We start from the raw sequence: 24,397 nt of genomic DNA, 5'->3' as shown, positions 1-24,397 counted from the left end.
GGCTCACCCCGCGCGGCCCACGGGCGCGCCCGGCAGGGCCGCCACCAGCCGGTCCACCTGCCGCAGCGACGCCGCCAGCACCGCGTCCGGGTCCGGCGCGTGCGCCACCGCCATCGCGCACTCGCAGAGCGCCCCGAAGACCACCGACGCCATCGCGTCCAGCTCCACCGCCGAAACGGCGTCTTCACCGCCGTGCAGGACCGCGCCGACCGCCTGCTCCAGCCCGCGCCGCGTCATCGCCCGGCAGTCCGCCTGCACCTCGCGCATCACGGCCCAGCCGAGCGCCCCCGGGGCGTCGAGCAGCGTGATCCGCTGGGTGCCGGGCTCGATGGAGCCGGTGAGGAACGCGCGCTGGCCCGCGCGCAGGCCGTCCCACGGGTCCGGGCAGGCGCGGAAGGCGTCGGCGATGGCGTCGCGCAGCCGGTGCTGCTCGGCCGCGTAGACGGCGTGGAAGAGGGTCTGCTTGTTACGGAAGTGGTGGTAGAGCGCACCCTTCGTGATGCTCGCCTGGGCGCAGATCGCGTCGAGGGAGGCGGCGGCGTAGCCGTCCCGGGCGAAGTGCACGCGGGCGGCGCCGACCAGGCCCTTCGTCGTCGTCGCCGTGCGCTCCTGCTGCGTTCTGCGGGTCTTCATGCGGGCATTCTAGGCGGCGTACCCTGTACATACGTACTCCCGGTATGTAACTCTGCGGTAGCCAGGCCAGGCCGAGAACCTGACGCCGCAGAGCGAGAGAGGGGCCCGACGCCCATGACCACCACCGCAGTCGTCGTCGACGCCGTCCGCACGGCCTCCGGCAAGGGCAAGCCGGGCGGCGCCCTGTCCGGCGTCCACTCCGTCGACCTGCTCGCCGAGGTGCTGCGCGCGCTCGTCGACCGCAACGGGCTCGACCCCGCGCGGCTCGACGACGTGATCGCCGGCTGCGTCACGCAGGCCGCCGACCAGTCGTTCAACATCGCCCGCAACGCCGTGCTCGCCGCCGGCTTCCCCGAGTCCGTGCCCGGCACCACCGTCGACCGGCAGTGCGGCTCCTCGCAGCAGGCCGCGCACTTCGCGGCGCAGGGGGTGATGGCCGGGGCGTACGACATCGCCGTGGCCGCCGGCGTCGAGTCGATGAGCCGGGTGCCGATGGGCACCGCCGCCGTGGGCCGCGACCCCTTCGGCGACCGGCTCGCCGCCCGCTACCCGGGCGGGCTGATCGCCCAGGGCCACTCCGCGGAGCTGATCGCGGCGCGCTGGGGGCTGGGGCGTACGGAGCTGGACGCGTTCTCCGAGCGCTCGCACCGGCTGGCGGTACGGGCCTGGGAGCGGGGCGCCTTCGACGCGGACGTCGTGCCCGTGGGGGAGCACCGCAAGGACGAGACCGTACGGCCGTCGACTTCCCTGGACGGGCTCGCCGCGCTCAAGCCGTCCTTCTACGACCCGGCCGTCGCCGAGCGCTTCCCCGAGATCGGCTGGCACATCACGCCCGGCAACTCCTCGCCGCTCACGGACGGCGCCTCCGCCGTGCTGATCACGAGCGAGGAGCGGGCGGCGGAGCTGGGCCTCACGCCGCGGGCGCGGTTCCACTCCTTCGCCGTGACCGGCGACGACCCGGTGCTGATGCTGATGGGCGTCGTACCGGCGACGCGGAAGGTGCTGGCCAAGGCGGGCCTGACGATCGGCGACATCGACGCCTTCGAGGTGAACGAAGCCTTCGCGCCGGTGCCGCTGGCCTGGCAGCGCGACGTGGGAGCGGACCCGGAGCGGGTCAACGTCCACGGCGGCGCGATCGCCCTGGGCCACGCGCTGGGCGCGTCGGGCACGCGTCTGCTGGGCACGCTGCTCGGCGCGCTGGACGCGGTGGACGGCCGCTACGGGCTGCAGGTGATGTGCGAGGCGGGCGGCCTGGCGAACGCGACGATCGTGGAACGCCTCCGGTAGCGCTGCGCGGAGTTCCGCCGGAGGCGTCGCAGCCGCGAAGGAAGCGGGCGGCGAGCCCCTAGCGGCGTACCTTGAACTTCAGGTGCAGCACTCCTTCGCCCTCGATGACGACGTGCGGATCCTCCAGCAGGTGCTGCCCGCGGATGCCGCCGAAGTAGCGTCTGCCCGATCCGAACACCACCGGGACCACGTCCATCGCCACCTCGTCCACCAGACCGGCCGCGAGCGCCTGGGCACCGGCTTCGCCGGCGTTCACCGCGACCACCCGCTCCCCGGCGAGCTCCCGGGCCTTGCCGATCGCGCCCGGCACGCTGTCGGCGAAGTGGCAGGACGCCTCCGGATGCCACCCCGGCGGCTTCGGCCGGTGGGAGACCACGACGATGTGATCGCCCGCGGGCGGGCGGCCCTCCCAGCCGTTCACCTGGTCGAAGAGGGTGCGGCCCATCACGATCGTGCCGATCGACCTCCACATCGACCGGACATAGTCCGCCGACGCGCGCGAGACCCTGAAGCCGGTTCCGGCACCGGAATGGTCGGACTCCCCCTCCTCGCCCACGACGAGGGGGACGTCCCCGCCGAAGTACCAGTCGTGCAGCGGACCGACCTCGCCTTTCTCATCGGCGATGAAGCCGTCCACCGACACCACGCTGTGCATGATCACCGTGCTCACGGGCTCTCCTCGTCGTGTCCTCGCGGGTTTCCGCGATCTTCCCGCACCGTGGGGACCCGGGCATGTAAGAAATCAATCGGCGGGCATCGGGCCGAGATCCTGCGGATCCCGCCGCTCGGCGGGGAACCGGCGCCGCAGCGCCAGGTACTCCGTGGGAGTGTGGCCGGTGAAGTCCTTGAACTCCCTGCTGAAGTGGGCGTGGTCGAAATAGCCCGCCGTCTGGGCGAGACCGGACCAGTCGACGGGGCGCAGCGCGTCCACCGACACGATGAGCCGCGCAAAGCGGTAGATCCGCGCCATCCGCTTCGGGGTGACACCCACGTGATCCTTGAAGAGGCCGGCCAGATGATTGCCGCTCACCCCGGCGGCATCGGCCAGCGCACGGACGGCGACCGTGCCGTGCGAGGTCTCCAGCCACCCGCCCGCGTGCCGGACCAGGTCGAGACCGCGCGCGGGGGCCCCGGCGAGATGCGAACGCAGCTCCTCCTCCACCACCCGCAGCGCCTCGGCGGCCGACGCGGCGTCGCCGATCCGGTTGCGTATCCGGTCCGCGGAGCGTTGCCAGACGGCGTCGAGCGGTGCCCACCGGTTGCGCAGTTCGGCCGCCGGCAGGCCGGCGAACGGCGACATGCCCCAGGGTTTGAAGTGCACCCCGACGAGCCGCACACGCGGGGGGTACGCGAAGAGGAAGCGCCTGGTCCATACGCCCATGAACCACCCGTCCGTCATCAGCGCCGGCGGCACGGAACGGTCCGAGTCCCACAGGCGGACGGGCCCGCCGTGGTGCAGGAACAAGTGCGCCGACGGCATCGGGGGGACGTTCATCAGCCGGTGCCGCGGCACCCCGGTGAGGCAGTAGATGTCGTCGATGAACCGGTCGAGCGGCGGAGCGGGCACGCGGCCGACGTATTCCACGGACCCAGTATGGCCGCACTGACCGCGGGCGGGGGGACGGCGGCCCGGGCCCTGACGCAGCCCGGCCCGCCGTCCGGCGGTCGCCCCTAGGCGCCCAGCGCCTCCGCCGTGCGCAGCGCGCCCGCCGCCTCGTCCTCGCGGCCCTGGCGCTGGAGCGTGCGGCCCAGCATCAGGTGGGCGTAGTGCTCGACCGGGTCGCGGTCGAGGACCGCGCGCAGCTCCGTCTCGGCGCGGGTCAACTGCGCGGAGTGGTAGTACGCCCGGGCCAGCAGCAGCCGGGGCGCGACCTGGTCGGGGTACTCCCCGACCACCGCGGTCAGCAGCTTCGCCGCCCCCACGTAGTCCTTCGCGTCGAAGAGCGCACCGGCCCGCTCCCAGCGGGACGCCGCGTCCTCCGCCTCGGGCGCCGCGAAGAGGTTCAGCGCGTCGCTCCAGCGGCCGGCGGCCGGCTCGCCGTCGGGACCGAAGGCGTTGAAGCCCCGGAACTCCTCGCTCATGTCACTCCTTCCGGGTCTCCGGCCGCAGCGCGGCCAGTTGCTGCTCGAACGGGACCACCTGCTCGGGACCGCCGGCCGCCGGGCGCGGCTGCCGGCCGTGCATCAGCTCGGCCAGCTCGCCCGCCGCGCGGGCGATCCGGGTGGGCAGGGTGTCGGTGAGCGGGTCGCCGCTGCCGCCCCAGTCGTCGGCCGCCGCGTACACCGCGGTGGGGACGACGACGGACCGCAGGTAGGCGAAGAGCGGCCGCATCGCGTGCTCCAGCACCAGCGAGTGCCGCGCCGTCCCGCCGGTCGCCGCGACCAGCACGGGCTTCCCGGCCAGCGCACCGTCGTCCGCCGCCCCGATCACGTCGAAGAACGACTTGAACAGTCCGCTGTACGAACCGGAGAAGACCGGCGTCACGGCGATCAGGCCGTCGGCGCCCGTCACCGCGTCGATCGCCTTGGCGAGGGCCGCGGACGGAAAGCCGGTGACGGTGTTGTGGGCGATGTCGGCGGCCAGGTCGCGCAGCTCGACCACCTGCACCTCGACCTGCCGGCCGTCGTCGGCCGGCTGCCGCCGTACCGCCTCCGCCAGCCGGTCGGCGAGCAGCCGGGTGGACGAGGGCACGCTCAGCCCGGCCGACACCACGGTCAGCTTCAGTGCGGTCACTACGCCACCTCCTCCTCGTCGCCCTGCCCGGCGGCGGCCGCCGCCACGCGGGCCGCGTGGGTCGGCGCCTCCGGCACGGACGCCGGACGGTTCTTCGCGAACTCCGCGCGCAGCACCGGCACGACCTCCTCGCCGAGCAGGTCCAACTGCTCCAGCACGGTCTTCAGCGGCAGGCCCGCGTGGTCGAGGAGGAAGAGCTGCCGCTGGTAGTCCCCGAAGGACTCGCGGAACGTCAGCGTCTTGTCGATGACCTCCTGCGGGCTGCCCACGGTCAGCGGCGTCTGCTCGGTGAACTCCTCCAGCGAGGGCCCGTGCCCGTACACCGGCGCGTTGTCGAAGTAGGGCCGGAACTCCCGTACCGCGTCCTGCGAGTTCCTCCGCATGAACACCTGCCCGCCGAGGCCGACGATCGCCTGCTCCGGCGTGCCGTGCCCGTAGTGGGCGTAGCGCGTGCGGTACAGCTCGATCAGCCGCTGGAAGTGCTCCTTCGGCCAGAAGATGTTGTTGGCGAAGAAGCCGTCGCCGTAGTACGCGGCCTGCTCGGCGATCTCCGGCGAGCGGATGGAGCCGTGCCAGACGAACGGCGGCACGCCGTCCAGCGGGCGCGGCGTGGAGGTGAAGCCCTGCAGCGGGGTGCGGAAGCGGCCCTCCCAGTCGACGACGTCCTCGCGCCACAGGCGGTGCAGCAGCGCGTAGTTCTCCACGGCGAGCGGGATGCCCTGCCGGATGTCCTGGCCGAACCAGGGGTAGACGGGCCCGGTGTTGCCCCGGCCCATCATCACGTCCACCCGGCCGTCCGCCAGGTGCTGGAGCATCGCGAAGTCCTCGGCGATCTTCACCGGGTCGTTCGTGGTGATCAGCGTGGTGGACGTGGACAGGATCAGCCGTTCCGTGCGCGCCGCGATCCAGCCCAGCATGGTGGTGGGGGACGAGGGGACGAACGGCGGGTTGTGGTGTTCGCCGGTGGCGAAGACGTCGAGACCGACCTCCTCGGCCTTGAGCGCGACGGCGGTCATGGCCTTGATCCGCTCGTGCTCACTCGGCACCCGACCCGTGGTGGGGTCCTGGGTGACGTCGCCGACACTGAAGATCCCGAACTGCACCGGATCTCACCCTCTCCGTGGTTGAAAGCTCAATCACACCGGAGAACGTGTGTCTGCGCAACCCTATTCCCCGCCATGTCCCGGCAGGTCGGAGCCCTGCCGGGAGCCCGCGCCGGGGCCGCCGCCCGGGGCGGCGGGCGCGGCACGGGCGGCGGCACCACGCGGCGAAGCCGGCCGGCCACCCCGCGTGGCGGGGCGCCGGCCGGCTCGCCGCGTCAGGCGGACGGGAACAGCTCGGCGTACACCGCGAAGGCGATCGCCAGCCCCGCCTGCGCCCAGAAGCGGTGGTACGTGAACTCCGGCGCCGGCCCGCCGTCCAGATGGGCCTGCACCTTCGGCCACTCCGGGTCGTCGCGGTACCACGAGCGCAGCTCGATGAACGTGACGCCCGGCTCGACGACGTCGCCGTTCGGCATCGTCCCCGACCAGCCGGCCGGGACGTACACCTCGTCGGCGAAGCGCCGGTAGTCGGCCCGCGTCTCGGGCACCGCGATGCCCAGGTCGTCGGCGTTCGCGGCCAGCGCGTCCAGCAGCCGCTTGGCGACGTCGGCCGTCGCGGCGTCGCCGGCCTTGGCCGCGTAGTAGGTCAGCGTCTTGGCCAGCGCCGACGCGACGCCCACGTCCGTGCCGTACTCCGCGATCGAGACGTGCAGCCCGGCGTTCGCGCCGGGGCTCGCCGGGTTCCAGGTGTCCGGGGCGCCGTCCCAGGACAGCGTCGCCGGGATGCGGAACGTGCCGTCCGCCTCCGCGGTGATCTCCGGCGTGACCCAGGCCACCCACTTCTCCAGCAGCGCCTGCGCCGTCGCGTTGCCCGAGGCGTAGTACAGCTCCGCGACCCGTTCCATGCCCCAGCACTGCATGCCGAACCAGTTGTTGCTGGGCGGGTCGTGGTAGACGGGCTGCCAGTCGTAGGCCATGCCGTAGAAGGTCGGCGTGCCCGCGGGCGGGGTGCCGTACTGGCCTTCCCAGCTATTGGTGCAGCCGCCGGCGATCCCGCCCTCCGCGGACTGCAGCCAGCGCAGGAACTCCAACTGCCGGGTCAGGCTCGTCGACCAGTCGCTCTTCGCGGTGGGGGACTTCGGCGTCAGCTCGGGCACGGTGGAGAGCGCCCAGGCCGCGAAGGGGTTCTGGTAGCCCTGGTGGGAGGCGCCGTCGCCGATGCGCCAGGCCCAGCCGCCGCTGCCCGCGGCGCCGCCCCAGGCGTAGTACCAGGACAGCAGGTAGTGCTGCGAGCTGCGTCCTGAGCCCGCCGGGCAGCCGGTGGGACTGGTGCAGTCGCCGATCCGCTTGAAGTACTTGTCGAACATCGAGTACCGCAGGTAGTCGCCCATCTTCGCGGCCCGCGCCACCGAGGCGGAGATCTGCCCGGCGTTGCCCTGCGCTTCGGCCCAGGTGAGCGCCCAGTACGCGGCCTGCACGGCGCGCGCGTCGGCGTCCGGCGCGTTGGTGTACTTCCACTGCCGGGAATAGGAGTTGTCGCCCACGAAGAGGTCGAGGTAACCGTTGGGGCCGCCGTACTCGAAGAGGTCGGTCGTCGGCTGCGGGATCGTCTCCCAGACCGACTCCTCCGAGCCGCGCTGGTAGCTGTTGATGTACGAGGGGCCGGGTCCCGGGCCGTTCTGGCCGCCGGTGCCGGGGGTGTTGCCGTAGCCGTAGACGTTGTCGACGTCGAGCAGCCAGTGCATGCCGTAGATGTCCATCGTCCCGTACGCGGACGCCAGTTCGGCCGCCAGCGGGTCCTGGCCGACGGACACGGACGGGTCGAGCCGCGCCGGGTACTGGGAGACGTCCGAGTGCTCGGGCGCGTAGGTGGCGGGCGAGCCCGGGTTGTACGAGCCGTTGGCGGGCTGGTCGGCGCGGGTCGGGATGATGTACTGCTCCGCCGCCTCCCACGCGGTGTTGAACGGGCCCCAGTCGCCGGTGACCCTGCCGTACGCGGCCTCCAGCCACATCCAGTAGCTGAACGCCTCGGACGTCGTCTCGTGCCCGTGGTCGGGCGCCTCGACGATCAGGGTCTCCACGCTGTGGTAAGGGATGCCGTCCGGGCTGAAGTACCCGTTGGCGGGGTCCTTGATCTTCTCGTACTGGGCGAGGAAGAGGTCGTCGTACGGACCCTGCGGGGCCGCCGTCGTCGTCTCCTCGGGGGCCGTGCCGGCCCGGGCGGCGGTGGGTGCTGCGACCGCCGTCGCGAAGGCGGCGCCGCCGGCCGCGGCGGTGAACCGCCGGCGGGACAGTGACTTGGACATGGGGGGTCTCCTCGGGGAGCCCGCGGGCACGCGGCCCTGCGGGAGGGGTGGGAGGTGGTGATGCGGGGCCGCGGGCAGGGGCCAGGCCGATCCCGGGAGCCGGGCGGACCGCGCGGGGTCCGGCGGGGCGCCCTCGCTGCCCGGTGAGGGGGGTGGACGCCTGGCTCCTGCTGCCCGTGAGGCGCCGTGGGTGCCCGGTGGCGGCCGTCCCGGGGGCCGCCACCGGGCCGCTCCGCCGCCGGGATCCGGCGGCCGGCGGCGGAGGGCGCGGGGAACTCGCGTGCGCTAGTTCACCGGCGGGTTCGCGTTGGCGATCAGTTCTTCGAACTGCGCCTGGAACCAGTGGCCGGAGGTGGGCGCGTCGGGAAGGGCGCCCGACATGTTGTAGTTGTTGCGCGCGTTGCCCTCGTACGTCGGGTCGCACATCCGGTCGAAGCCCTTGTCGTCGTCCGGGATCTCCTCGCTGGCACCGTCCGACTCACCCGGGGGCTTGATCCACGCGTAGGCGTGGATGTTGGCCGCGGGGGAAACGGTCGGCCGCTCACCGAGACCGGCTCCGGACTGGTTGCACCAGTTGCCGAGGTGGATCCGGCGGTCGGTGCGGCTGGCGTCCACGTACTCGTCGGCGGTCCCACTCGTCGGGCCGGGGCCGGTCGGCCGCTCGGCGCCGCCCCAGCCGTTGCGCGAGGTGTCGATGATCGCGCCCATGCCGGACGGGAATCCGGCGGCCGGGGCCGCCTGGGACACGAACGCCTGCGCGAAGGACTGCTCGTCGACGTACCGGTTCCAGTCCACCCACTTGCTGCTCTCGCGGATGGGCCGGCCGCCGACCGTGTCGTTGATCGAGAAGTACGGCTCCACGGTCGCGCCGTAGTTCGCGGTGTTGGCGGCGAAGCCGGTGACGTCCTCGGGCGTGGCGCCCTCGGCGTTGGCGGCCTGGTAGAGCAGGTTGGCGGTCGGCTGGAAGTTGTCGTCCCAGCCGATCCAGCCGTGGTGGCCGATGTCGATGTAGTTGTAGACGTTGCCGTTGTCGCCGAGCGTGGCGAGGTTGTAGCCGACGCCCTTGACGTAGTTGCCGTTGGCCTTCATCACGTCGCACTCGGGCGTGGCCGTGGGCCGGCCGCTGACGTTGGTGACGAGGTTGGGCAGCGAGTCGATCTCGACGATGTTGATGATCTTGAGGCTCTCGTACGCCGGGTCGTCGAGGATGTCGTCGATCGGATCGATGAACTCGTTCTTGTACCGGTCGATCTCGGTCGGGCCCAGCTCGCCCCGGGAGGCGAGCGCGGCGCAGTCGCGGCCGGGCAGGTTGTACGTGACGATCTGGATGGCGTCGGCGCCCTGCGCCAGCGCCTCGTCCATGTGCTCGCGAAGGCCCATGTTGTTGGAGCCGTCGGAGCCGCTCGTGATGGCCGCGATGCTGTCGAGCCATACGGCGGTGGGGGTGTCGGCGATGGCGGCGCCGCCGCCCTGGGTGGCCGCGGCGGACCAGTCGGGGTTCACGTACAACTGGCTGCCCGCGTACGGGTTGTCACCGGGCCCCGCGGTCTCGGCCGCCGCGGGGGGCGCGGACAGCGAGTACGTCAGCAGGGTCCCGGTGGCCGCCAGCGCCGCCGCGCTGACGCCGGTGACACGGAGGCGTGACCTTCTCATGCGGCTCTCCTTCCACGCCCGTGACGGGCGTTGGAGGTGGGGGGTTGCGGGGGGTGTGCGTGGGGGGTCGTTCAGGAGCGCGGCATTACTGACGAGTACATGTCAATACTTGACCTTCCCGCCGCGCGTCCCGAGCGGTGGTGTGTGAAGGGTGGGAGCGCTCCCATATCGCGCTGCGAGGCTAACAGCTCAAAGAAGTGTTGTGAAGAGCCCGCCCACCAAGACGGGCGTCTTCACTGGTCGTAGGGTGCGCCCCGGCTACGCGCCCGCCCGCGCCCCGATCTCCGCGACCAGCCGCTCCGCCACCGGCACCGCGATTCCGTGCGCCCGCGCGGCGCGCAGCAGCGCGCCGCCGATGGCGTCGAGTTCGAGGGGGCGGCCCGCCTCCGCGTCGCGGAGCATCGAGGACTTCGTACGGGCCGGGAAGGTGTCGTACATCGACGCGACCGCGTCCGCGTCCACCCGGGCCCCGGACGCGCTCGCCACCGCGGCGGTCTCCGCCAGCAGCGCCAGCATCTCGTCCCGGTGCGCGGTCCTGACGCCGCCGACGGGCACGCCGTGGCGGGTGGTGAGGAGCGCCATCGGCGCGAGGAAGGCCATCTTCGTCCACAGGACGCTCGGCTCGTCGTCCCGTACCTGCACCTCGGCGCCCGCGTCGGTCAGCACCCGGGCCGCCGCCTCCAGCCGCTCCTGCGGCGCGGTGGCGGAGGCGAGCGAGACCTTGGTGAACGGGCTGCCGTGCTCGATGAGCCCGGGGGCGACCCGGGTGGACTCCACGGTGATGGTGCCCGCGGCGACCTGTCCGGGCCGGTAGCGCTCGCGCAGGACGGCCATGTGGTCGACGCCGTTGAGCAGCGGCACCACGAGCGCGTCGCCGAGGGCCGCGGGGGGCACCCGTTCCAGCGCGGCGTCGAAGGCGGTGGCCTTGACGGCGACGATGCACAGGTCCACGGGGGCGCGCAGCTCGGTGTCGCCCGCCACGTGGGTGGCGAAGTCGCCGAACTGCTTGCTGTTGACGGTGATTCCGTCCGCCTGGAGCGCGCCGGCGGTCGCGGCGCCGGCCACACAGGTCACCCGGTGCCCGGCCCGGGCCAGCAGCCCGGCGAGCAGCCCGCCTACCCCGCCGGGGCCGAGAACGGCAGCGTTCATCGTGTCCATGCGGAGCAGTAAAGGCCAGTCGGCCGGGCACGTCCACACCCCCCGCGGCCGGCTCCGCGGCGCCGCCGGGGCGGCCGAGCGCTGCGGCTCTCCGCCGTGTGGGTACGGGACGTACCGCCGGCCGGCCCTCCCGCTCCGGCGAGCTGGGGCAGGGTGACGACCTGTGGACGGCACAAGCCGCTCCGATGCATACCGCGTGTGCGTCGGAGCGGCTTCCCCCCGGCTGATGGATCAGCGGCCGAAGTCCTGCCGCGCGGTCGGCTGTGCCGCGTCCAGTGCGGCGGGGGCGCCGGGATGTCACAGGCTTGTAGCGGTGCCCCCTCGGGGCCGTGCACGTGTGCCCGCCCGCGATAGCTTGCCGGTGACGGGAGCGCGCCGAACCGGTATATGAAGATCGTTCCGCGTTCATGAGAAATCGGGGGATTCATGCATAAGACGTGGCGTTTTGCCGTACCCGTGGCCGTCTTACTGGCGACGTTGGCGTCGGCCGGCTGCGGCAACGACGACGAAGACGCGGGGGCCCGGGAGGAACCCGCGGCCTCCAGCCCTCTGGACTCGTCGAAGGACGAGGCGGGGGAGCCCGACGCGGGCACCTCCCCTTCGGACACCAGCCCGCCGGACGGCGGCGGCGACAGCGGACCGGGCATCATCGGGGGCGGGCTTGAGGGCACCTGGGTCTCAGGCGACACCACGCTGACGGCCAGGACCGGGCAAGTGACCTATCAGAGCGCGGAGACCGGGGAGTGCACGGGCGTGGCCACCGATCGCGACATCGCCCTGGCCTCATGCGATGCGCTCGACATGACCGATCCGAACGCGTTCGGCGCGATGAACGCGGTCTGGTCGGCGAACGGCGACACGGTCACCGTCAAGTGGCACAACGGCACTACCCAGGAACTCACCCGCCAGTAGGGAAGGCCGGCCACAACCGTCCTCGCCCGAAGGCGCCTGCGGCCCAGGCGCCCGACGAGGGAACGGCGCTACACCGACTTGCGGGCCGCGCGGAGGAATTCGCGGTTCAGCGACGAGATCGCCTGCAGCGGGATGCCCTTCGGGCAGGCGACCGCGCACTCGCCGGTGTTCGTGCAGCCGCCGAAGCCCTCGTCGTCCATCCGGCCGACCATGTCCAGCACCCGCGACTCCCGCTCCGGCGCCCCCTGCGGCAGGGCGCCCAGGTGCACGACCTTCGCGGCCGTGAACAGCATCGCCGAGCCGTTGGGGCAGGCCGCCACGCACGCGCCGCAGCCGATGCACTCCGCGTGCTCGAAGGCCGTCTCCGCCGCCGGCTTGGGCACGGGGGTCGCGTGGGCGTCGGGGGCGCTGCCGGTGGGGGCGGTGATGTAGCCGCCGGCGCCGATGATCCGGTCGAAGGCCGACCGGTCCACGACCAGATCCTTCACCACCGGGAACGCCGCCGCCCGCCACGGCTCGACGTCGATGACGTCCCCGTCCGCGAACGACCGCATGTGCAACTGGCACGCCGTCGTCCGCTCGGGACCGTGCGCCCGCCCGTTGATGACGACGCCGCACGCCCCGCAGATACCCTCGCGGCAGTCGTGGTCGAAGGCGACGGGCTCGTCGCCGGTGAGGATGAGCCGCTCGTTGAGGGTGTCGAGCACCTCCAGGAACGACATCTCCGGCGTGACGTCCCCGACCTCGTACGAGACCATCTCGCCCGCCGCGTCGGGCCCCGGCTGCCGCCAGACCCGCAGGGTCACCTTCACTGATAGCTCCGTTGCGTGGGAATGACGTATTCGAACTCCAGGTCCTCGCGGTGGAGGACCGGGGCGGTGCCCGTCGCGGTGAACTCCCAGGCCGCCGCGTACGAGAAGTGGTCGTCGTCGCGGGCCGCCTCGCCGTCCGGGGTCTGGCTCTCCTCGCGGAAGTGGCCGCCGCAGGACTCGGCGCGGTGCAGCGCGTCGAGGCACATCAGCTCGGCCAGCTCCAGGTAGTCCGCGATCCGGTTGGCCTTCTCCAGCGACTGGTTCAGCTCCGTGCCGGTGCCCGGCACCTTGATCCGGCGCCAGAACTCCTCGCGGAGCGCCGGGATCCGCTCCAGCGCCTTGCGCAGCCCCGGCTCCGTACGGGCCATGCCGCACTCGTCCCAGAGCAGTTCGCCCAGCTCGCGGTGGAAGGAGTCGGGGGTGCGGTCGCCGTCGACGGCGAGGAGGAGGTGCAGGCGGTCCTCGGTGTCCGCGACGGCCTCGGCGACCGCCGGGTGATCGGGGGAGACCTGCTCGGGGCGGTGCCGGGCGAGGAAGTCGCCGATGGTGGCGGGGAGGATGAAGTAGCCGTCGGCCAGGCCCTGCATGAGCGCGGACGCGCCGAGGCGGTTGGCGCCGTGGTCGGAGAAGTTCGCCTCGCCGATGGCGAAGAGCCCGGGGACGGTGGTCTGCAGGTCGTAGTCGACCCACAGGCCGCCCATCGTGTAGTGGATCGCCGGGTAGATGCGCATGGGCACCTGGTACGGATCCTCCGCCGTGATCCGCTCGTACATCTCGAAGAGGTTGCCGTACCGCTCCTCGACCGCCGCGCGCCCCAGCCGCCGGATGGCGTCGGCGAAGTCGAGGTACACGCCCTGGCCGCCGGGGCCGACGCCGCGGCCCTCGTCGCAGACGTTCTTCGCGGCGCGCGAGGCGATGTCGCGGGGGACGAGGTTGCCGAAGGAGGGGTAGAGGCGCTCCAGGTAGTAGTCGCGCTCGTGCTCCGGGATGGCGTTCGGCGGGCGGGTGTCGCCGTGCGCCTTGGGCACCCAGATGCGGCCGTCGTTGCGCAGCGACTCGCTCATCAGCGTCAGCTTCGACTGGTGGTCGCCGGAGCGCGGGATGCAGGTGGGGTGGATCTGGGTGAAGCAGGGGTTGGCGAAGTACGCGCCGCGGCGGTGGGCCCGCCAGATGGCGGTGGCGTTGGAGTTCTTGGCGTTGGTGGAGAGGTAGAAGACGTTGCCGTAGCCGCCGGTGGCGAGCACGACGGCGTCGGCGAGGTGGGTCTCGATCCGGCCGGTGACCAGGTCGCGGGCGACGATGCCGCGGGCCCGGCCGTCGACGACGATCAGGTCGAGCATCTCGGTGCGCGGGTGCATCTCGACGTTCCCGGCCTCGATCTGCCGGGAGAGCGCCTGGTACGCGCCGAGGAGGAGCTGCTGGCCGGTCTGCCCGCGGGCGTAGAAGGTGCGGGAGACCTGGACCCCGCCGAAGGAGCGGGTGTCGAGCAGGCCGCCGTACTCGCGGGCGAAGGGCACGCCCTGCGCGACGCACTGGTCGATGATCTCGACCGAGACCTGCGCGAGGCGGCGCACGTTGGACTCGCGCGCGCGGAAGTCGCCGCCCTTGACGGTGTCGTAGAAGAGCCGGTGCACGGAGTCGCCGTCGTTGCGGTAGTTCTTGGCGGCGTTGATGCCGCCCTGGGCGGCGATGGAGTGGGCGCGGCGCGGGGAGTCCTGGTAGCAGAACTGGACCACCTGGTAGCCCTGTTCGGCGAGGGTGGCGCCGGCGGCGCCGCCGGCCAGGCCCGTACCGACGACGATGACGCGGTAGCGGCGCCGGTTGGCGGGGTTGACCAGCCGGGCGGTGAAGCGGCGGCGGTCCCAGCGCTCGGCGATGTCGCCGGGCGGGGCGGCGGCGTCGGCGACGGGGTCGCCCTCGGTGTACTGCGTGTATGCCGGTGACATCCTCAGTTCACGACTCCCGTCATGACGGCCACGGGGAGGGAGATGAAGCCGCAGGTCAGCACCAGCGCAAGGGTGTTGGTGACGGCCTTGAGGGCCCGCTCGCGGGCCGGGCTCGCGACGCCGAGGGTCTGCACGGCGCTCCAGAAGCCGTGCCGCAGGTGCAGACCGAGGGCGAGCATCGCGGTGATGTAGACGACGTTGCCGTACCAGGTGGAGAAGGTGGCGACGGTGTTCTCGTACGGGCGGCCGGTCTGGGCGTTCTCGTTCACGGTCAGCGTCGTGAGGTCGAGGATGTGCCAGACGATGAAGAGGCCGAGGATCACCCCGCCCCAGCGCATGGTGCGGGTGGCGTAACTGGCACGCCGGCGCTTGTGGACGTACGCGACCGGGCGCGCCGCGATGTCGCGGCGGCTGAGCTGGTACGCGGTCACGCCGTGCAGGACGACGGCGACCACCAGCACGACCCGGATCATCCACAGGGCCCACTCGTAGTGCAGCACCGGGCCGCCGAGGGTGCGCAGCCAGTGGCCGTAGTCGTTGAACTCCTCGGCGCCGTAGAAGATCTTGAGGTTGCCGATCAGATGGGCCACGAGGTAGGCGAGCATGATCAGGCCGGTGACGGCCAGCACCGTCTTCTTGCCGACGGTGGAGCGCCACAGCAGCGCGAGGAGCGACGGCGGGTACGCCCGCGGGCGGGCCGCTTCCCGGACGGGGTCGCCGGCGGGCTTCGATGCCGGCTTGGTGGTCAGGGCCATGACTGTGACGGTAGAGACGCCACCCGGGATCCGTCCAAGACATGAATTCGCTGCTTTCGATAGGCAGTGACTATCGTCGGGCTACGCTGGAGCCATGCACCTGCAGCAGCTCCGCTACTTCGCCGCCGTCGCCGAGACCCGCCACTTCACCCGGGCAGCCGAGCGCGAGCACGTGGCGCAGCCGTCGCTGTCGCAGTCCGTACGGGCGCTGGAGCGGGAGCTGGGCGCCGAGCTGTTCCACCGGGCCCGCGGCCACATCACGCTCACCGACGCCGGCGAAGCGCTGCTGCCGCTGGCGCGGCGGATCCTCGCCGACACCGAGACGGCGCGGCGGGAGGTGCAGGAGGTCGCGCACCTGCGGCGCGGGCGGGTGCGGCTGGGGGCCACGCCGAGCCTCTGCGCGAGCCTGGTGCCGGATGCGCTGCGCACGTTCCACGCCCGCTACCCGGGCATCGAGCTGCACGTCCACGAGGACGGCTCGCAGGATCTCGTACGGACGCTCGCGGCCGGCGAGCTGGACCTCGCCCTGGTCATCACGCCGCTGGCGGGGCAGGCACCGGCGCTGACGACGACGGAGGTGCTGCGCGAGGAACTGGTCGTGGTCTCGTCGCCGGACGCGCCGCCGGTCACCAGCGCCGGCGGCGCCGGCGGGGGCATCCGGATCGGGGATCTGCGGGGGCGGCCGCTGGCGATGTTCCGGCACGGGTACGACCTGCGGGAGCTGACGGTCGCCGCGTGCCGGGAGGCGGGCTTCGAGCCGGAGTTCGGGGTGGAGGGCGGGGAGATGGACGCGGTGCTGGGGTTCGTGCGGGCCGGGCTCGGGGTGGCGGTGGTGCCGAGCATGGTCGCGGAGCGCTCGGGGCTGCGGACGACGGCGTTCGCGGCGCCGGGGCTGCACCGGACGATCTCCGTGGCGCACCGGGGCGACGTGTCGCCGCCCCGGGCGGCGCGGGAGCTGCGCCGGCTGCTGATCAGCGCGGCCGGCGGCGGATCGGGGACGTGACCGCGGGGCGCCGCGGGCCGTACGGGAACGGGGACGCCCGGCGGCACCGCGGCCGTAGAGGAAACGGCCGCGGCACCCCGCCGGCTCAGTACTCCAGCCCGTGCCCCAGCGGGTAGAGGTCCGCGCCCGTCGCCCCCAGCTCCGGGATCGCCACCGGCAGCCGCCCCGTCGGCCGCAGGTCGCCGTAGAGCGCGTCGACCGCCCGCGTCAGCACCCCCGCTCCGGTGCCGTACGTGCACAGGTACACCGGCGCCTCCGGGAACCGCCGCACGTCGTACGGGTTGCGCACCGCCACCACCGCGACCGGCGTCCCCGACGCGAGCAGCGCCCGCACCAGCGCCGCCTGCGCCGCGCCGCGCTGCGCCACCGGCTCCGCCCCGGCCGCCGCGTTGGCGCCGACCAGCACCAGGTCGTGGTCCCGCGCCGCGGCCACCGCCGCGTCGATCACGGCCTGCGCCGGCGTCCCGCCCGTCGCCAGCACCGTCGCGGTCTGCCCCGCACGCCCCCCGACCGCCTGCGCCAGCCGGTCCAGCGCCGGCGCCGACGACGTCTGCCACCCGGTGACCAGCACCCGCCGCGCTCCCGCGGCCAGCGGCAGCAGCCCGGTGTCGTTCTTCACCAGCGTCACCGCCCGCCCGGTGAGGGCCCGCGCGTCCGCGACGTGCGCGGCGTTCCCGACGATCCGCTCCGCCCGGCGCTCGTCGACGAACGGGCCGGAGTACAGCCCCTCGTCGATCTTGCGCGCCAGGATGCGCACCACCGACTCGTCCAGCCGCCGCTCGCCGATCTCGCCGCCGCGTACGGCCGCGAGCACGGATGCGTACGCGACGTCCATCTGCGGCGGCAGCACCAGCATGTCCGCGCCCGCCGCGAACGCCGCCACCGACGCCCGCTCCGGCGGGTACTGGGACGTGGCGCCGCCCATGTCCAGCGCGTCGGTGACGATCAGCCCGTCGAAGCCCAGCTCCTCGCGGAGCAGCCCGGTGAGGATGCGGTGCGACATGGTGGCGGGCACGCCGTCGTCGAGCGCGGGGACGAGGATGTGCGCGGTCATCACCGTGTCCAGGCCCGCGGCGATCGCGGCCCGGAACGGCGGCAGGTCCAGCTCGTGGATCTGCTCCAGGGTGTGCTCGATGCGCGGCAGCAGGAAGTGGCTGTCCTGGCCGGTGTCGCCGTGGCCGGGGAAGTGCTTGGCGGCGGACGCGACGCCGCCGCGGCGCTGGCCGCGTACCGCCGCCGCGACCATGCGCGCGACCTGCTGCGGGTCGGCGCCGTAGGAGCGCAGGCCGATGACGGGGTTGTCGGGGTTGACGTTGACGTCGGCGACGGGCGCGTAGTTCTGGTTGATGCCCAGCGCGGCCAGCTCCCGGCCGGTGATCTCGGCGGCGCGCTGGGCGTCGGCGGTCGCGTAGGTGGCGCCCACGGCCATGCTGCCGGGCAGTTCGGTGGCCGGCGGGGTGGGCAGCCGCTGGACGAGGCCGCTCTCCTGGTCGGTGGAGATGATCAGCGGGACGCCGCGGCGCTGCGCGAGCGAGGCGCGCTGCAGGCCGTTGGAGAGCCGGGCGATCTGGCGGGCGTCGCGGAGGTTGTCGTCGTTGCGGGCGCTGAAGTAGATGACGGCGCCGGGGCGGTACTTGCGTACGACGTCGGCGGGGGTGCGGACGCCGTAGCGCCGCTCGTTGACGGCGGCGGCCGCGTCGGTCACGTCGTCGGCGTCCTGCCCGGCGACCTCGACCACGAAGAGCTGGCCGACCTTCTCCTCCAGGGTCATCCGGCGGGCCAGCGCCCCGGCCAGCAGCCGGGCGTACGAACCGGACCCCGCCGTGCCGCCGGAGCGGGCCGCGGCGGGGCCGGCGGCGGCCGTGCCGGCGCCGAGCGCCGCCGCGGTGCCGAGGAGGCCGGTGACCGCCTGTCTGCGCGTGGTGGTTGACCGCATACGAGAACACTCCTCAGCGCATCGGGTGTGCTGCGTGGGCATCGGTGGCCGGCCGACGGGGCTGCTCCCCCATGGAGGCCGCCGAGGAGAACTCGGCCGCGGAGTCTGGCAACGGCGCGGGGGCGCGTCAATACTCCGGTGCGCGCGGTGTCATTTTCCTGTCGGATCCCGCAAAACTGGGTTATCCGCCGCATGGTGCCCCGCACCCGCGCTCACCAGGCGATGCCCGCCGCCACCGGCAGGTGGTCGCTGCCCGTGGCGGGCAGCAGCCAGGCACTCCGCGGCTCCACGCCGCGTACGAGGATCTGATCGATCCGCGCCACCGGGAAGCCGGCCGGCCAGCTGAAGCCGAAGCCGTTCCCCGCCTCCTCCTGGACCGAGCGCATCTGGCCGGTGAGACCGTCGAACGCCCGGTCGTCCACGGTGCCGTTGAGGTCCCCGAGGACCACCACGCGCCCGGTCGGCTCGGCGGCGACGGCCGCGGCCAGCGCCTCGGCGCCCGCGTCGCGCTGGGCGGTCGACATGCCCGCGCGGGGGTTCACGCGCACGGACCCCAGGTGGGCCACGTACACCGCCAGCGGGCCCCGCTCGGTCGCCACGGTGGTGCGCAGCGCGCGGGACGGATACATGGCGATGTCGACCGGGCGGGTCTCCGACAGCGGGAGCTTGCTCCACAGGCCGACGGTGCCGCTCGTGGTGTGGTACGGGTACGTCCGCGCCAGCTCCGCCTCGTACACCGGCCGGGCCGTGTCGGTCAGCTCCTGCAGCGCCAGCAGGTCCGCGCCGGAGGCGGCCAGGGCGCGGGCGGTGCCGGCGGGGTCGGGGTTGGCGGCGCCGACGTTGTGGCCGGCGACCGTGAGGTCGCTGCCCGGCCGGGACTTGTCGGTGAGCAGCCCGCCGAAGAGGCTCAGCCACACCGCGACCGGCAGCACCAGCGCGACCAGCGCGGACGCGGAACGGCGCCACAGCGCCCCGGCGAGCAGCGGGAGGACGCAGAGGCCGAACCAGGGCAGGAAGGTCTCCGTGAAGCTGCCGAGGTTCATGGTCCCGCTGGGGATCCGCGCGTGCAGCGCCATCACCAGGCCGAGCAGAAGCGCCAGCGCGGCGAGCACGAGGCCGCGCCGCCAGGGCGCGGGGCGGCGGAGGGCGCGGGCCGCGCGGCGGAGGCGCGGGGTACGGGGCCGGGGGGTGGCCGCGGCGTCCGTCGTGTCCGGAGTGCTGAAGATGTCCGCCGGGTCCGGCTGCTTCATCGTGAGAACTCGCTCGCTCAACTCTGCATCCTCGGGTCCTGGGTGGGGTCGGCGTACATCGGCGGGCAGCGGCCGCCGATCGCCTCGGTGCGCAGCTCGTAGTGCCAGGGCTCGTTCCGGTAGACGGGGCACAACCCGTAGGCGGCGCCGTGCTCGGCGAGCCACATCGTCGCGTCGGATTCCCCGAGGTCGACCGCGTCGCCCGAGACGTGCGGCGAGGTTTCCGCGGTGGCCACCCAGCGGGCGGCTTCTTCTTCCGATCCGTATTTCCCGATCGCCTCCCGGAGAAGCCGCTCCTGGTACGCCGGAGAACGCCAGCCGCTATTGACCCGGATGTCGATTCCGTACGCCGCGGCATCCGTCGCCGCCTCGCGCAGCGCGGTCCGCAAAGCGGCGTCGAGTCCGGCCACCGCCGGAACGCCGTCGTCGAAAACCGTCGTGCCCTCGGGGACGACGCCGTCGGCCTCGCCGACCGGCCCGGACCGCTTGCGCCGCGGGGATTCCGCCGGCCCGGCCGGCTCCGGTGCCTCCGCGGAAGACGGGGTGACCGGGGCGGGGGAGGCGGCGGAGCCGGACGGGGTCTGCATCGACCGGTAGCCGAGCGGCGCGACGATCGCCACGGCGAGGGCGATCACGCCGACGCCCAGAAGCGTGCGTATCCGCCGGATTCTTCTGCGCGCCGATCGCCGGGTTCGAGTCATTCCGCCAGTGCACGCGGCGGGCCGTTGCCGGTGCGTATGCGGTTTTCTATACGCGGACGATATGCGTGCGCTCGTAGCATCGGCTCATGCGCGTGCTGATCGTCGAGGACGAGCCCTTTATGGCGGAGGCGATCCGCGACGGCCTCCGCCTGGAGGCGATCGCGGGGGACATCGCGGGGGACGGGGACACCGCCCTGGAACTGCTGGGTGTGAACTCGTACGACATCGCCGTCCTGGACCGCGACATCCCCGGGCCCTCCGGCGACGAGATCGCCCGGCGGATCGTCGATTCCGGCAGCGGCATGCCGATCCTCATGCTCACCGCGGCGGACCGGCTGGACGACAAGGCGACGGGCTTCGGGCTCGGCGCCGACGACTACCTCACCAAGCCCTTCGACATCCGCGAGCTCGCGCTCCGGCTCCGCGCCCTCGACCGCCGGCGCGCCCACGTCCGGCCGCCCGTGCGGGAGATCGCCGGGCTGCGGCTCGACCCGTTCCGGCGCGAGGTCTACCGGGACGGCAGGTATGTCGCGCTCACCCGGAAGCAGTTCGCCGTGCTCGACGTCCTCGTGGCCGCGGAGGGCGGTGTGATCAGCGCGGAGGAGCTGCTGGAGCGGGCCTGGGACGCCAACGCCGACCCGTTCACCAACGCCGTGCGGATCACGGTCTCGGCGCTCCGCAAACGGCTCGGCGAGCCCTGGCTGATCGCCACGGTCCCCGGCGTCGGCTACCGCATCGACACCGCGTCCGCCCCCGGAGGCGACGAGGAGACGCCCGCGTAGACCGCCGGGCACGGATCGCGAAAGAAGTATTGCGCAATACTTCTTTCGTATCTACGGTCCCCGCATGGGGCGAGAACCTGAGCGGATCACCGAGCTGGCGCAACTGAAGGCGTTCACCCACCCGCTGCGCATCGAGCTGTACCGGCTGCTCACGGCGGCACGTACCGCCACCGCGTCGCACCTCGCGGAGCAGGCCGGCGAGGCAGTGTCGCTGGTCAGTTACCACCTGCGCAAGCTGGCCGAGCACGGCTTCATCGAGGAGGCGGCGGAGCAGGGCAGGGACGGGCGGGAGCGCTGGTGGCGGGTCTCGGCGGAGCGGTCGTTCACCTTCAGGTCCGCGGACTTCGACGGCACCCCGGAGGGCACGGCGGCGCTGACGGGCGTCACCCGTGAGCTGCTGACCACCAGGACCCGCTCGTACCTCAACTACCTGGACCAGCAGGCCGGGTGGGAGCGGGAGTGGACGCGGGCGGCGTTCAGCTCGGAGTACACGCTGCGGCTGACGGCCGGCGAACTGCAGGAGCTGGCGGAGGAGATGGGCGCGTTCGTGCGCAGATGGCGGGAACGGGCCGAGGCGGCGGAGACGGCGGAGGCGGCCGAGGCGGGGGGCACCGGGCGCGAGACCGTCGCCCTCCACCTCTACGGCTTCCCCTTCCGCCCCTGAGCCGGGGGCCCGCGCCCATGTCCGCGCCCCGCGGCACCGGCGTCCTGCGGTGGCTCGTCGCCTACGCCCTCTCCGTGCTCGGCGACGGCGTGTTCTACCTCGCCCTCGGCTGGGCCGCCCAGCGGGTCGCGGGCCCGGCGGAGACCGGGGTGGTGATGGCGGCCGGCTCGGTGCCGCGCGCGGTGCTGCTGCTCGGCGGGGGAGTGGTCGCCGACCGGTTCGGGCCGCGCGGGGTCGTCATCGGCGCCGACGCGGCGCGCTGCGTCCTCATCCTGGGCGCCGCCGCGGCGCTGGGGATCGCCGCACCCGGGCTGTGGCTGCTGGTCGCGGTGGCGCTGGCGTTCGGCGTGGCCGACGCGCTGTTCCTGCCCGCGGTCGGCGCCCTTCCGGCGCGGATCGCGCCGCCGGAGGAACTGGGCCGCATCGCCGGGCTGCGGGCGCTGGCGCTGCGCCTCGGCGGCGCCGCGGCCGCGCCGGTCGGCGGGTACGCGCTGGTGCTGGGCGGGCCCGCGGCGGCGTTCGCGGCGGCGGGGCTGCTGTTCGCCGCCTCGGTGCCGCTGCTCATGACGCTGCGCGTACGCCCCCTGCCCGACGCGCCCGGCGTGCCCGGCGCACTCGACGCGCCCGGCGCGGAAGCCGCGCCGGCGCATCCGGCGGGCGCCGGGCGGGAGTTGCGGGAGGGGCTGCGGTACGTGCGCGGGCACCCGCTGATCGGCCCCCTCGTCCTCTCCGGCGCTCTCAGCGAGTTGGGCCTCAACGGTCCGCTCAACGTCGGCCTCGTCCTCCTCGCCGCCGAACGCGGCTGGGGCGCGGCCGGACTCGGCTGGCTCGTCGGCGCGTTCGGCCTCGGCGCCGGTGCCGGCGCGCTGCTCCTGGCCGTCACCGGCAGGCTGCCGCGCCCCGGCCTCGTCCACATCGCCACGCTCGTCGCCGCCGGTGCCGCCCTCGGCAGCGTCGCGCTCGCGCCCTCCCACGGGCTCGCGGTCGCCGCCTGCGGACTCGGCGGGCTCGCGGGCGGCGTCTGCGGCGGGCTGGCGTACGCGCTGATCCAGACCTCCGCCGCGCCCGCCTACCTGGGCCGGGTCACCGCCGCCACCAGCCTGACGGGGCTGGGGCTCGCGCCGCTCTGCTACCCGCTGGTCGGAGCGGCCATCGGCGCCTGGGGCAGCGCGCCCGTCTTCCTCGCCTGCGGCGCCTTCAGCTGCCTGGGCGCCGTCGTCTGCCTCGCCGCGCCCGCCGTACGCCGGGCGGAACTTCCCCGCGCCCGCGGCCCGCGCCGCACCTCCGCCGCGGGCCCGGTGCCGGACCCGCCGCCCGCCCCGGCCCCGTAGCGGATCCGGCTCACGGCGCGGGCGGCCGGCGGCGCAACCCGCCGCCGTGCGGCGTCAGATGCCGAGCGGCGCCGACCGCGCCTGCGCCACGGCGTCCTCGTCGCCCTCCAGCTCCACCTTCGCCGCCTCCTGCCGCCCGGTGGCGAAGAGCAGCAGCTCCGCCGGCTCCCCGGTCACCGTGACCACGGGCGCGCCCCGGTGGGCCACCGCCGTCTGGCCGTCGGGGCGGCGCAGCACCAGCCCGACGGGCGACTTGCGGCCCATCATCTTCGCGCCGCGCTCCAGCCGGTTCCACAGGGTGTCGGAGAAGACCGGGTCCAGTTCGCGCGGTGCGTAGCCGGGCTGCGCGCGGCGGACGTCCTCGGCGTGCACGTAGAACTCCACGACGTTCGCGGCCTCGTCGACCTGCTTGAGCGCGAACGGCGAGAACCGTGGCGGCCCGCTGCGGATGAGCTGCACCAGCTCCTCGTACGGCTTCTGCCGGAACTCCGCCTGCACGCGCTCCAGCCGGTTCTGCAGGGGCTTGAAGAGGATGCCGCCCGCCGCGTCCTGCCGGCGCTCGCGCACCACCACGTGCGCCGCCAGGTCGTACGTCGTCCAGCCCTCGCACAGCGTCGGCGCCTCGGATCCGGTGCCCTCCAGCAGATCGGCGAGGAGCAGCCGTTCCCGCTTCGCATGGGTCGTCATGCGGCCACCCTACGACCGTCCGCGACGCCGGGGCACGCAAGGCCGCGCCGGGATCCGGCGCCCGCGGCGCGGGCGGGAGTCACGGCAGCGGCCCGGTCAGCTTCGGGCCGTCGGGCTCGGTGCTGAGGGTGAGCGCGCAGGAGATCTCGTCCTGGCTCTGGTACTCGTACGTCGTCATCGTCGGGTACATCGCGTAGTAGAAGTAGTGCCGCCCGTCCGCCGGCATCGTCTCCAGCTTCTCCTCCGCGGCCCGCCGGCACAGCCCCAGCGCCTGGTCGTCCAGCGCGTCGCCGTCCGGGAAGTCGCCGCTGAGCGTGCGGTTGGCGATGACCTCGCCGTCGTGCGGGCCGGTGCACGGGCGGGTCTCGACCGACTCGACGCTCGTGTCGAGCGACGGGTGGTCGAAGCACTCGCCGGTCCGCAGCACCACGTACGGGATGTGCGACTCGGTCGGCTCCAGGTCCCCCCGCGCGTCCGCGGTGCCCGCCGCCGAGCCCGCGCTCGCGCTCTTCGTCTCCGCACCGCCGAGGCCGTCCTGCCCCGCCGGCCGCTCCGCGCTGCCCTGCGGCCGCGGGCCGCCCGCCTGCGTCCCGCCGTCGTCCCCGCCGCGCAGCACGAGGAAGGCGGCGACCGCCACGGCGACGAGCAGGGCCGCGGCCACCGCGGCGGTGACGGCGGTCATCGGCCCGCGGGGTCTTGCGGGCGGATCCGGAGGTGGGTTGGTCATGGGCGAAGCATGCCCTATCGACACGTTCCGATGTACGGGAAGGGGCCATCCCCGGCCGCGCGCGTCGCGCCCTTTTG

General features: G+C 73.6%; 23 protein-coding genes. 6 read left to right on the top strand and 17 right to left on the bottom strand.

Annotated elements, in window-relative coordinates; all coding sequences use genetic code 11:
- Window positions 1-3: 3 nt before the first annotated feature.
- Entirely contained in the window at window positions 4-633 is a 630-nt protein-coding gene (locus DMB38_RS06510; protein ID WP_125934336.1) for a TetR/AcrR family transcriptional regulator, read from the bottom strand.
- Window positions 634-747: 114 nt separating this feature from the next.
- On the opposite strand from DMB38_RS06510, the gene DMB38_RS06505 reads away from it, so the two are divergent.
- Window positions 748-1,920, top strand: a complete 1,173-nt coding sequence (locus tag DMB38_RS06505) for a thiolase family protein (protein ID WP_125934335.1) — start codon at window positions 748-750, stop codon at window positions 1,918-1,920.
- A gap of 58 nt (window positions 1,921-1,978) precedes the next feature.
- Here the strand turns inward: DMB38_RS06505 and DMB38_RS06500 are convergent, their stop codons facing one another.
- The 8 genes from DMB38_RS06500 to DMB38_RS06465 form a co-directional block, all read right to left on the bottom strand.
- The gene (locus DMB38_RS06500; RefSeq protein WP_125934334.1) at window positions 1,979-2,590 is read right to left on the bottom strand and encodes a dihydrofolate reductase; all 612 of its coding nucleotides are present in this window, start codon (window positions 2,588-2,590) and stop codon (window positions 1,979-1,981) included.
- A gap of 72 nt (window positions 2,591-2,662) precedes the next feature.
- Entirely contained in the window at window positions 2,663-3,505 is an 843-nt protein-coding gene (locus tag DMB38_RS06495; RefSeq protein WP_125934333.1) for a helix-turn-helix domain-containing protein, read from the bottom strand.
- Between the two features lie 86 nt (window positions 3,506-3,591).
- Window positions 3,592-4,002 carry a tetratricopeptide repeat protein gene (locus tag DMB38_RS06490; protein ID WP_125934332.1) on the bottom strand — a complete coding sequence of 137 codons (411 nt, stop codon included), beginning with the start codon at window positions 4,000-4,002 and terminating at the stop codon, window positions 3,592-3,594.
- A gap of 1 nt (window position 4,003) precedes the next feature.
- Complete coding sequence (locus tag DMB38_RS06485; RefSeq protein ID WP_125934331.1) at window positions 4,004-4,654, bottom strand: FMN reductase; 651 nt, start codon at window positions 4,652-4,654, stop codon at window positions 4,004-4,006.
- Window positions 4,654-5,757: an LLM class flavin-dependent oxidoreductase gene (locus DMB38_RS06480; protein WP_125934330.1), complete on the bottom strand. Its 1,104-nt coding sequence runs from the start codon at window positions 5,755-5,757 to the stop codon at window positions 4,654-4,656. Before DMB38_RS06480 ends, DMB38_RS06485 begins: the two co-directional genes overlap by 1 nt.
- A gap of 215 nt (window positions 5,758-5,972) precedes the next feature.
- Entirely contained in the window at window positions 5,973-8,003 is a 2,031-nt protein-coding gene (locus tag DMB38_RS06475) for a glycoside hydrolase family 48 protein (protein WP_125934329.1), read from the bottom strand.
- Window positions 8,004-8,288: 285 nt separating this feature from the next.
- Complete coding sequence (locus DMB38_RS06470; protein WP_125934328.1) at window positions 8,289-9,656, bottom strand: glycoside hydrolase family 6 protein; 1,368 nt, start codon at window positions 9,654-9,656, stop codon at window positions 8,289-8,291.
- Window positions 9,657-9,914: 258 nt separating this feature from the next.
- The gene (locus DMB38_RS06465) at window positions 9,915-10,805 is read right to left on the bottom strand and encodes a 2-dehydropantoate 2-reductase (RefSeq protein ID WP_125938851.1); all 891 of its coding nucleotides are present in this window, start codon (window positions 10,803-10,805) and stop codon (window positions 9,915-9,917) included.
- Between the two features lie 435 nt (window positions 10,806-11,240).
- On the opposite strand from DMB38_RS06465, the gene DMB38_RS06460 reads away from it, so the two are divergent.
- A complete protein-coding gene (locus tag DMB38_RS06460) occupies window positions 11,241-11,726 on the top strand; it encodes a hypothetical protein (RefSeq protein WP_125934327.1) in 486 nt (161 codons plus the stop codon).
- Between the two features lie 68 nt (window positions 11,727-11,794).
- Here the strand turns inward: DMB38_RS06460 and DMB38_RS06455 are convergent, their stop codons facing one another.
- Genes DMB38_RS06455 through DMB38_RS06445 form a run of 3 tightly spaced genes read right to left on the bottom strand, consistent with a single transcriptional unit; the run spans window position 11,795 to window position 15,239 of the window.
- Window positions 11,795-12,538 (bottom strand): succinate dehydrogenase/fumarate reductase iron-sulfur subunit, encoded by a 744-nt coding sequence (locus DMB38_RS06455; protein ID WP_125934326.1) that lies wholly within the window; start codon window positions 12,536-12,538, stop codon window positions 11,795-11,797.
- On the bottom strand, window positions 12,535-14,484 hold the full coding sequence (locus tag DMB38_RS06450; RefSeq protein WP_125934325.1) for a fumarate reductase/succinate dehydrogenase flavoprotein subunit: 1,950 nt from the start codon (window positions 14,482-14,484) through the stop codon (window positions 12,535-12,537). Before DMB38_RS06450 ends, DMB38_RS06455 begins: the two co-directional genes overlap by 4 nt.
- A gap of 2 nt (window positions 14,485-14,486) precedes the next feature.
- Entirely contained in the window at window positions 14,487-15,239 is a 753-nt protein-coding gene (locus DMB38_RS06445; protein WP_125934324.1) for a succinate dehydrogenase, read from the bottom strand.
- Window positions 15,240-15,333: 94 nt separating this feature from the next.
- Here DMB38_RS06445 and DMB38_RS06440 point away from each other — a divergent pair, with 94 nt between their 5' ends.
- Entirely contained in the window at window positions 15,334-16,242 is a 909-nt protein-coding gene (locus DMB38_RS06440) for a LysR substrate-binding domain-containing protein (RefSeq protein ID WP_125934323.1), read from the top strand.
- An 85-nt stretch (window positions 16,243-16,327) separates the two neighbouring features.
- On the opposite strand, the gene DMB38_RS06435 is transcribed toward DMB38_RS06440, so the two are convergent.
- The 3 genes from DMB38_RS06435 to DMB38_RS06425 all read right to left on the bottom strand — a co-directional run bounded on the left by DMB38_RS06435 (window position 16,328) and on the right by DMB38_RS06425 (window position 20,129).
- Window positions 16,328-18,178, bottom strand: a complete 1,851-nt coding sequence (locus DMB38_RS06435; RefSeq protein ID WP_125934322.1) for a glycoside hydrolase family 3 protein — start codon at window positions 18,176-18,178, stop codon at window positions 16,328-16,330.
- Window positions 18,179-18,390: 212 nt separating this feature from the next.
- Window positions 18,391-19,449: an endonuclease/exonuclease/phosphatase family protein gene (locus tag DMB38_RS06430; protein WP_240662002.1), complete on the bottom strand. Its 1,059-nt coding sequence runs from the start codon at window positions 19,447-19,449 to the stop codon at window positions 18,391-18,393.
- Window positions 19,446-20,129 (bottom strand): M15 family metallopeptidase, encoded by a 684-nt coding sequence (locus tag DMB38_RS06425; protein WP_206337653.1) that lies wholly within the window; start codon window positions 20,127-20,129, stop codon window positions 19,446-19,448. The genes DMB38_RS06430 and DMB38_RS06425 overlap by 4 nt, the downstream gene beginning before the upstream one ends.
- An 86-nt stretch (window positions 20,130-20,215) precedes the next feature.
- On the opposite strand from DMB38_RS06425, the gene DMB38_RS06420 reads away from it, so the two are divergent.
- From DMB38_RS06420 to DMB38_RS06410, 3 genes are all read left to right on the top strand, one after another.
- Window positions 20,216-20,911, top strand: a complete 696-nt coding sequence (locus DMB38_RS06420; protein WP_125934321.1) for a response regulator transcription factor — start codon at window positions 20,216-20,218, stop codon at window positions 20,909-20,911.
- Between the two features lie 64 nt (window positions 20,912-20,975).
- On the top strand, window positions 20,976-21,575 hold the full coding sequence (locus tag DMB38_RS06415; RefSeq protein ID WP_125934320.1) for a helix-turn-helix domain-containing protein: 600 nt from the start codon (window positions 20,976-20,978) through the stop codon (window positions 21,573-21,575).
- 17 nt (window positions 21,576-21,592) lie between these two features.
- On the top strand, window positions 21,593-22,906 hold the full coding sequence (locus DMB38_RS06410; protein WP_125934319.1) for an MFS transporter: 1,314 nt from the start codon (window positions 21,593-21,595) through the stop codon (window positions 22,904-22,906).
- 54 nt (window positions 22,907-22,960) lie between these two features.
- On the opposite strand, the gene DMB38_RS06405 is transcribed toward DMB38_RS06410, so the two are convergent.
- Together DMB38_RS06405 and DMB38_RS06400 are read right to left on the bottom strand one after the other, a co-directional pair.
- Window positions 22,961-23,593, bottom strand: coding sequence for a TIGR03085 family metal-binding protein (locus DMB38_RS06405; RefSeq protein WP_125934318.1), 633 nt, complete (start codon window positions 23,591-23,593; stop codon window positions 22,961-22,963).
- A gap of 79 nt (window positions 23,594-23,672) precedes the next feature.
- Window positions 23,673-24,320, bottom strand: coding sequence for a hypothetical protein (locus DMB38_RS06400; protein WP_125934317.1), 648 nt, complete (start codon window positions 24,318-24,320; stop codon window positions 23,673-23,675).
- Window positions 24,321-24,397: the final 77 nt, after the last annotated feature.

This window comes from Streptomyces sp. WAC 06738, assembly GCF_003945505.1.
GTDB lineage: Bacteria > Actinomycetota > Actinomycetes > Streptomycetales > Streptomycetaceae > Streptomyces.
This window is presented reverse-complemented; position numbering and strand designations above follow the sequence as displayed.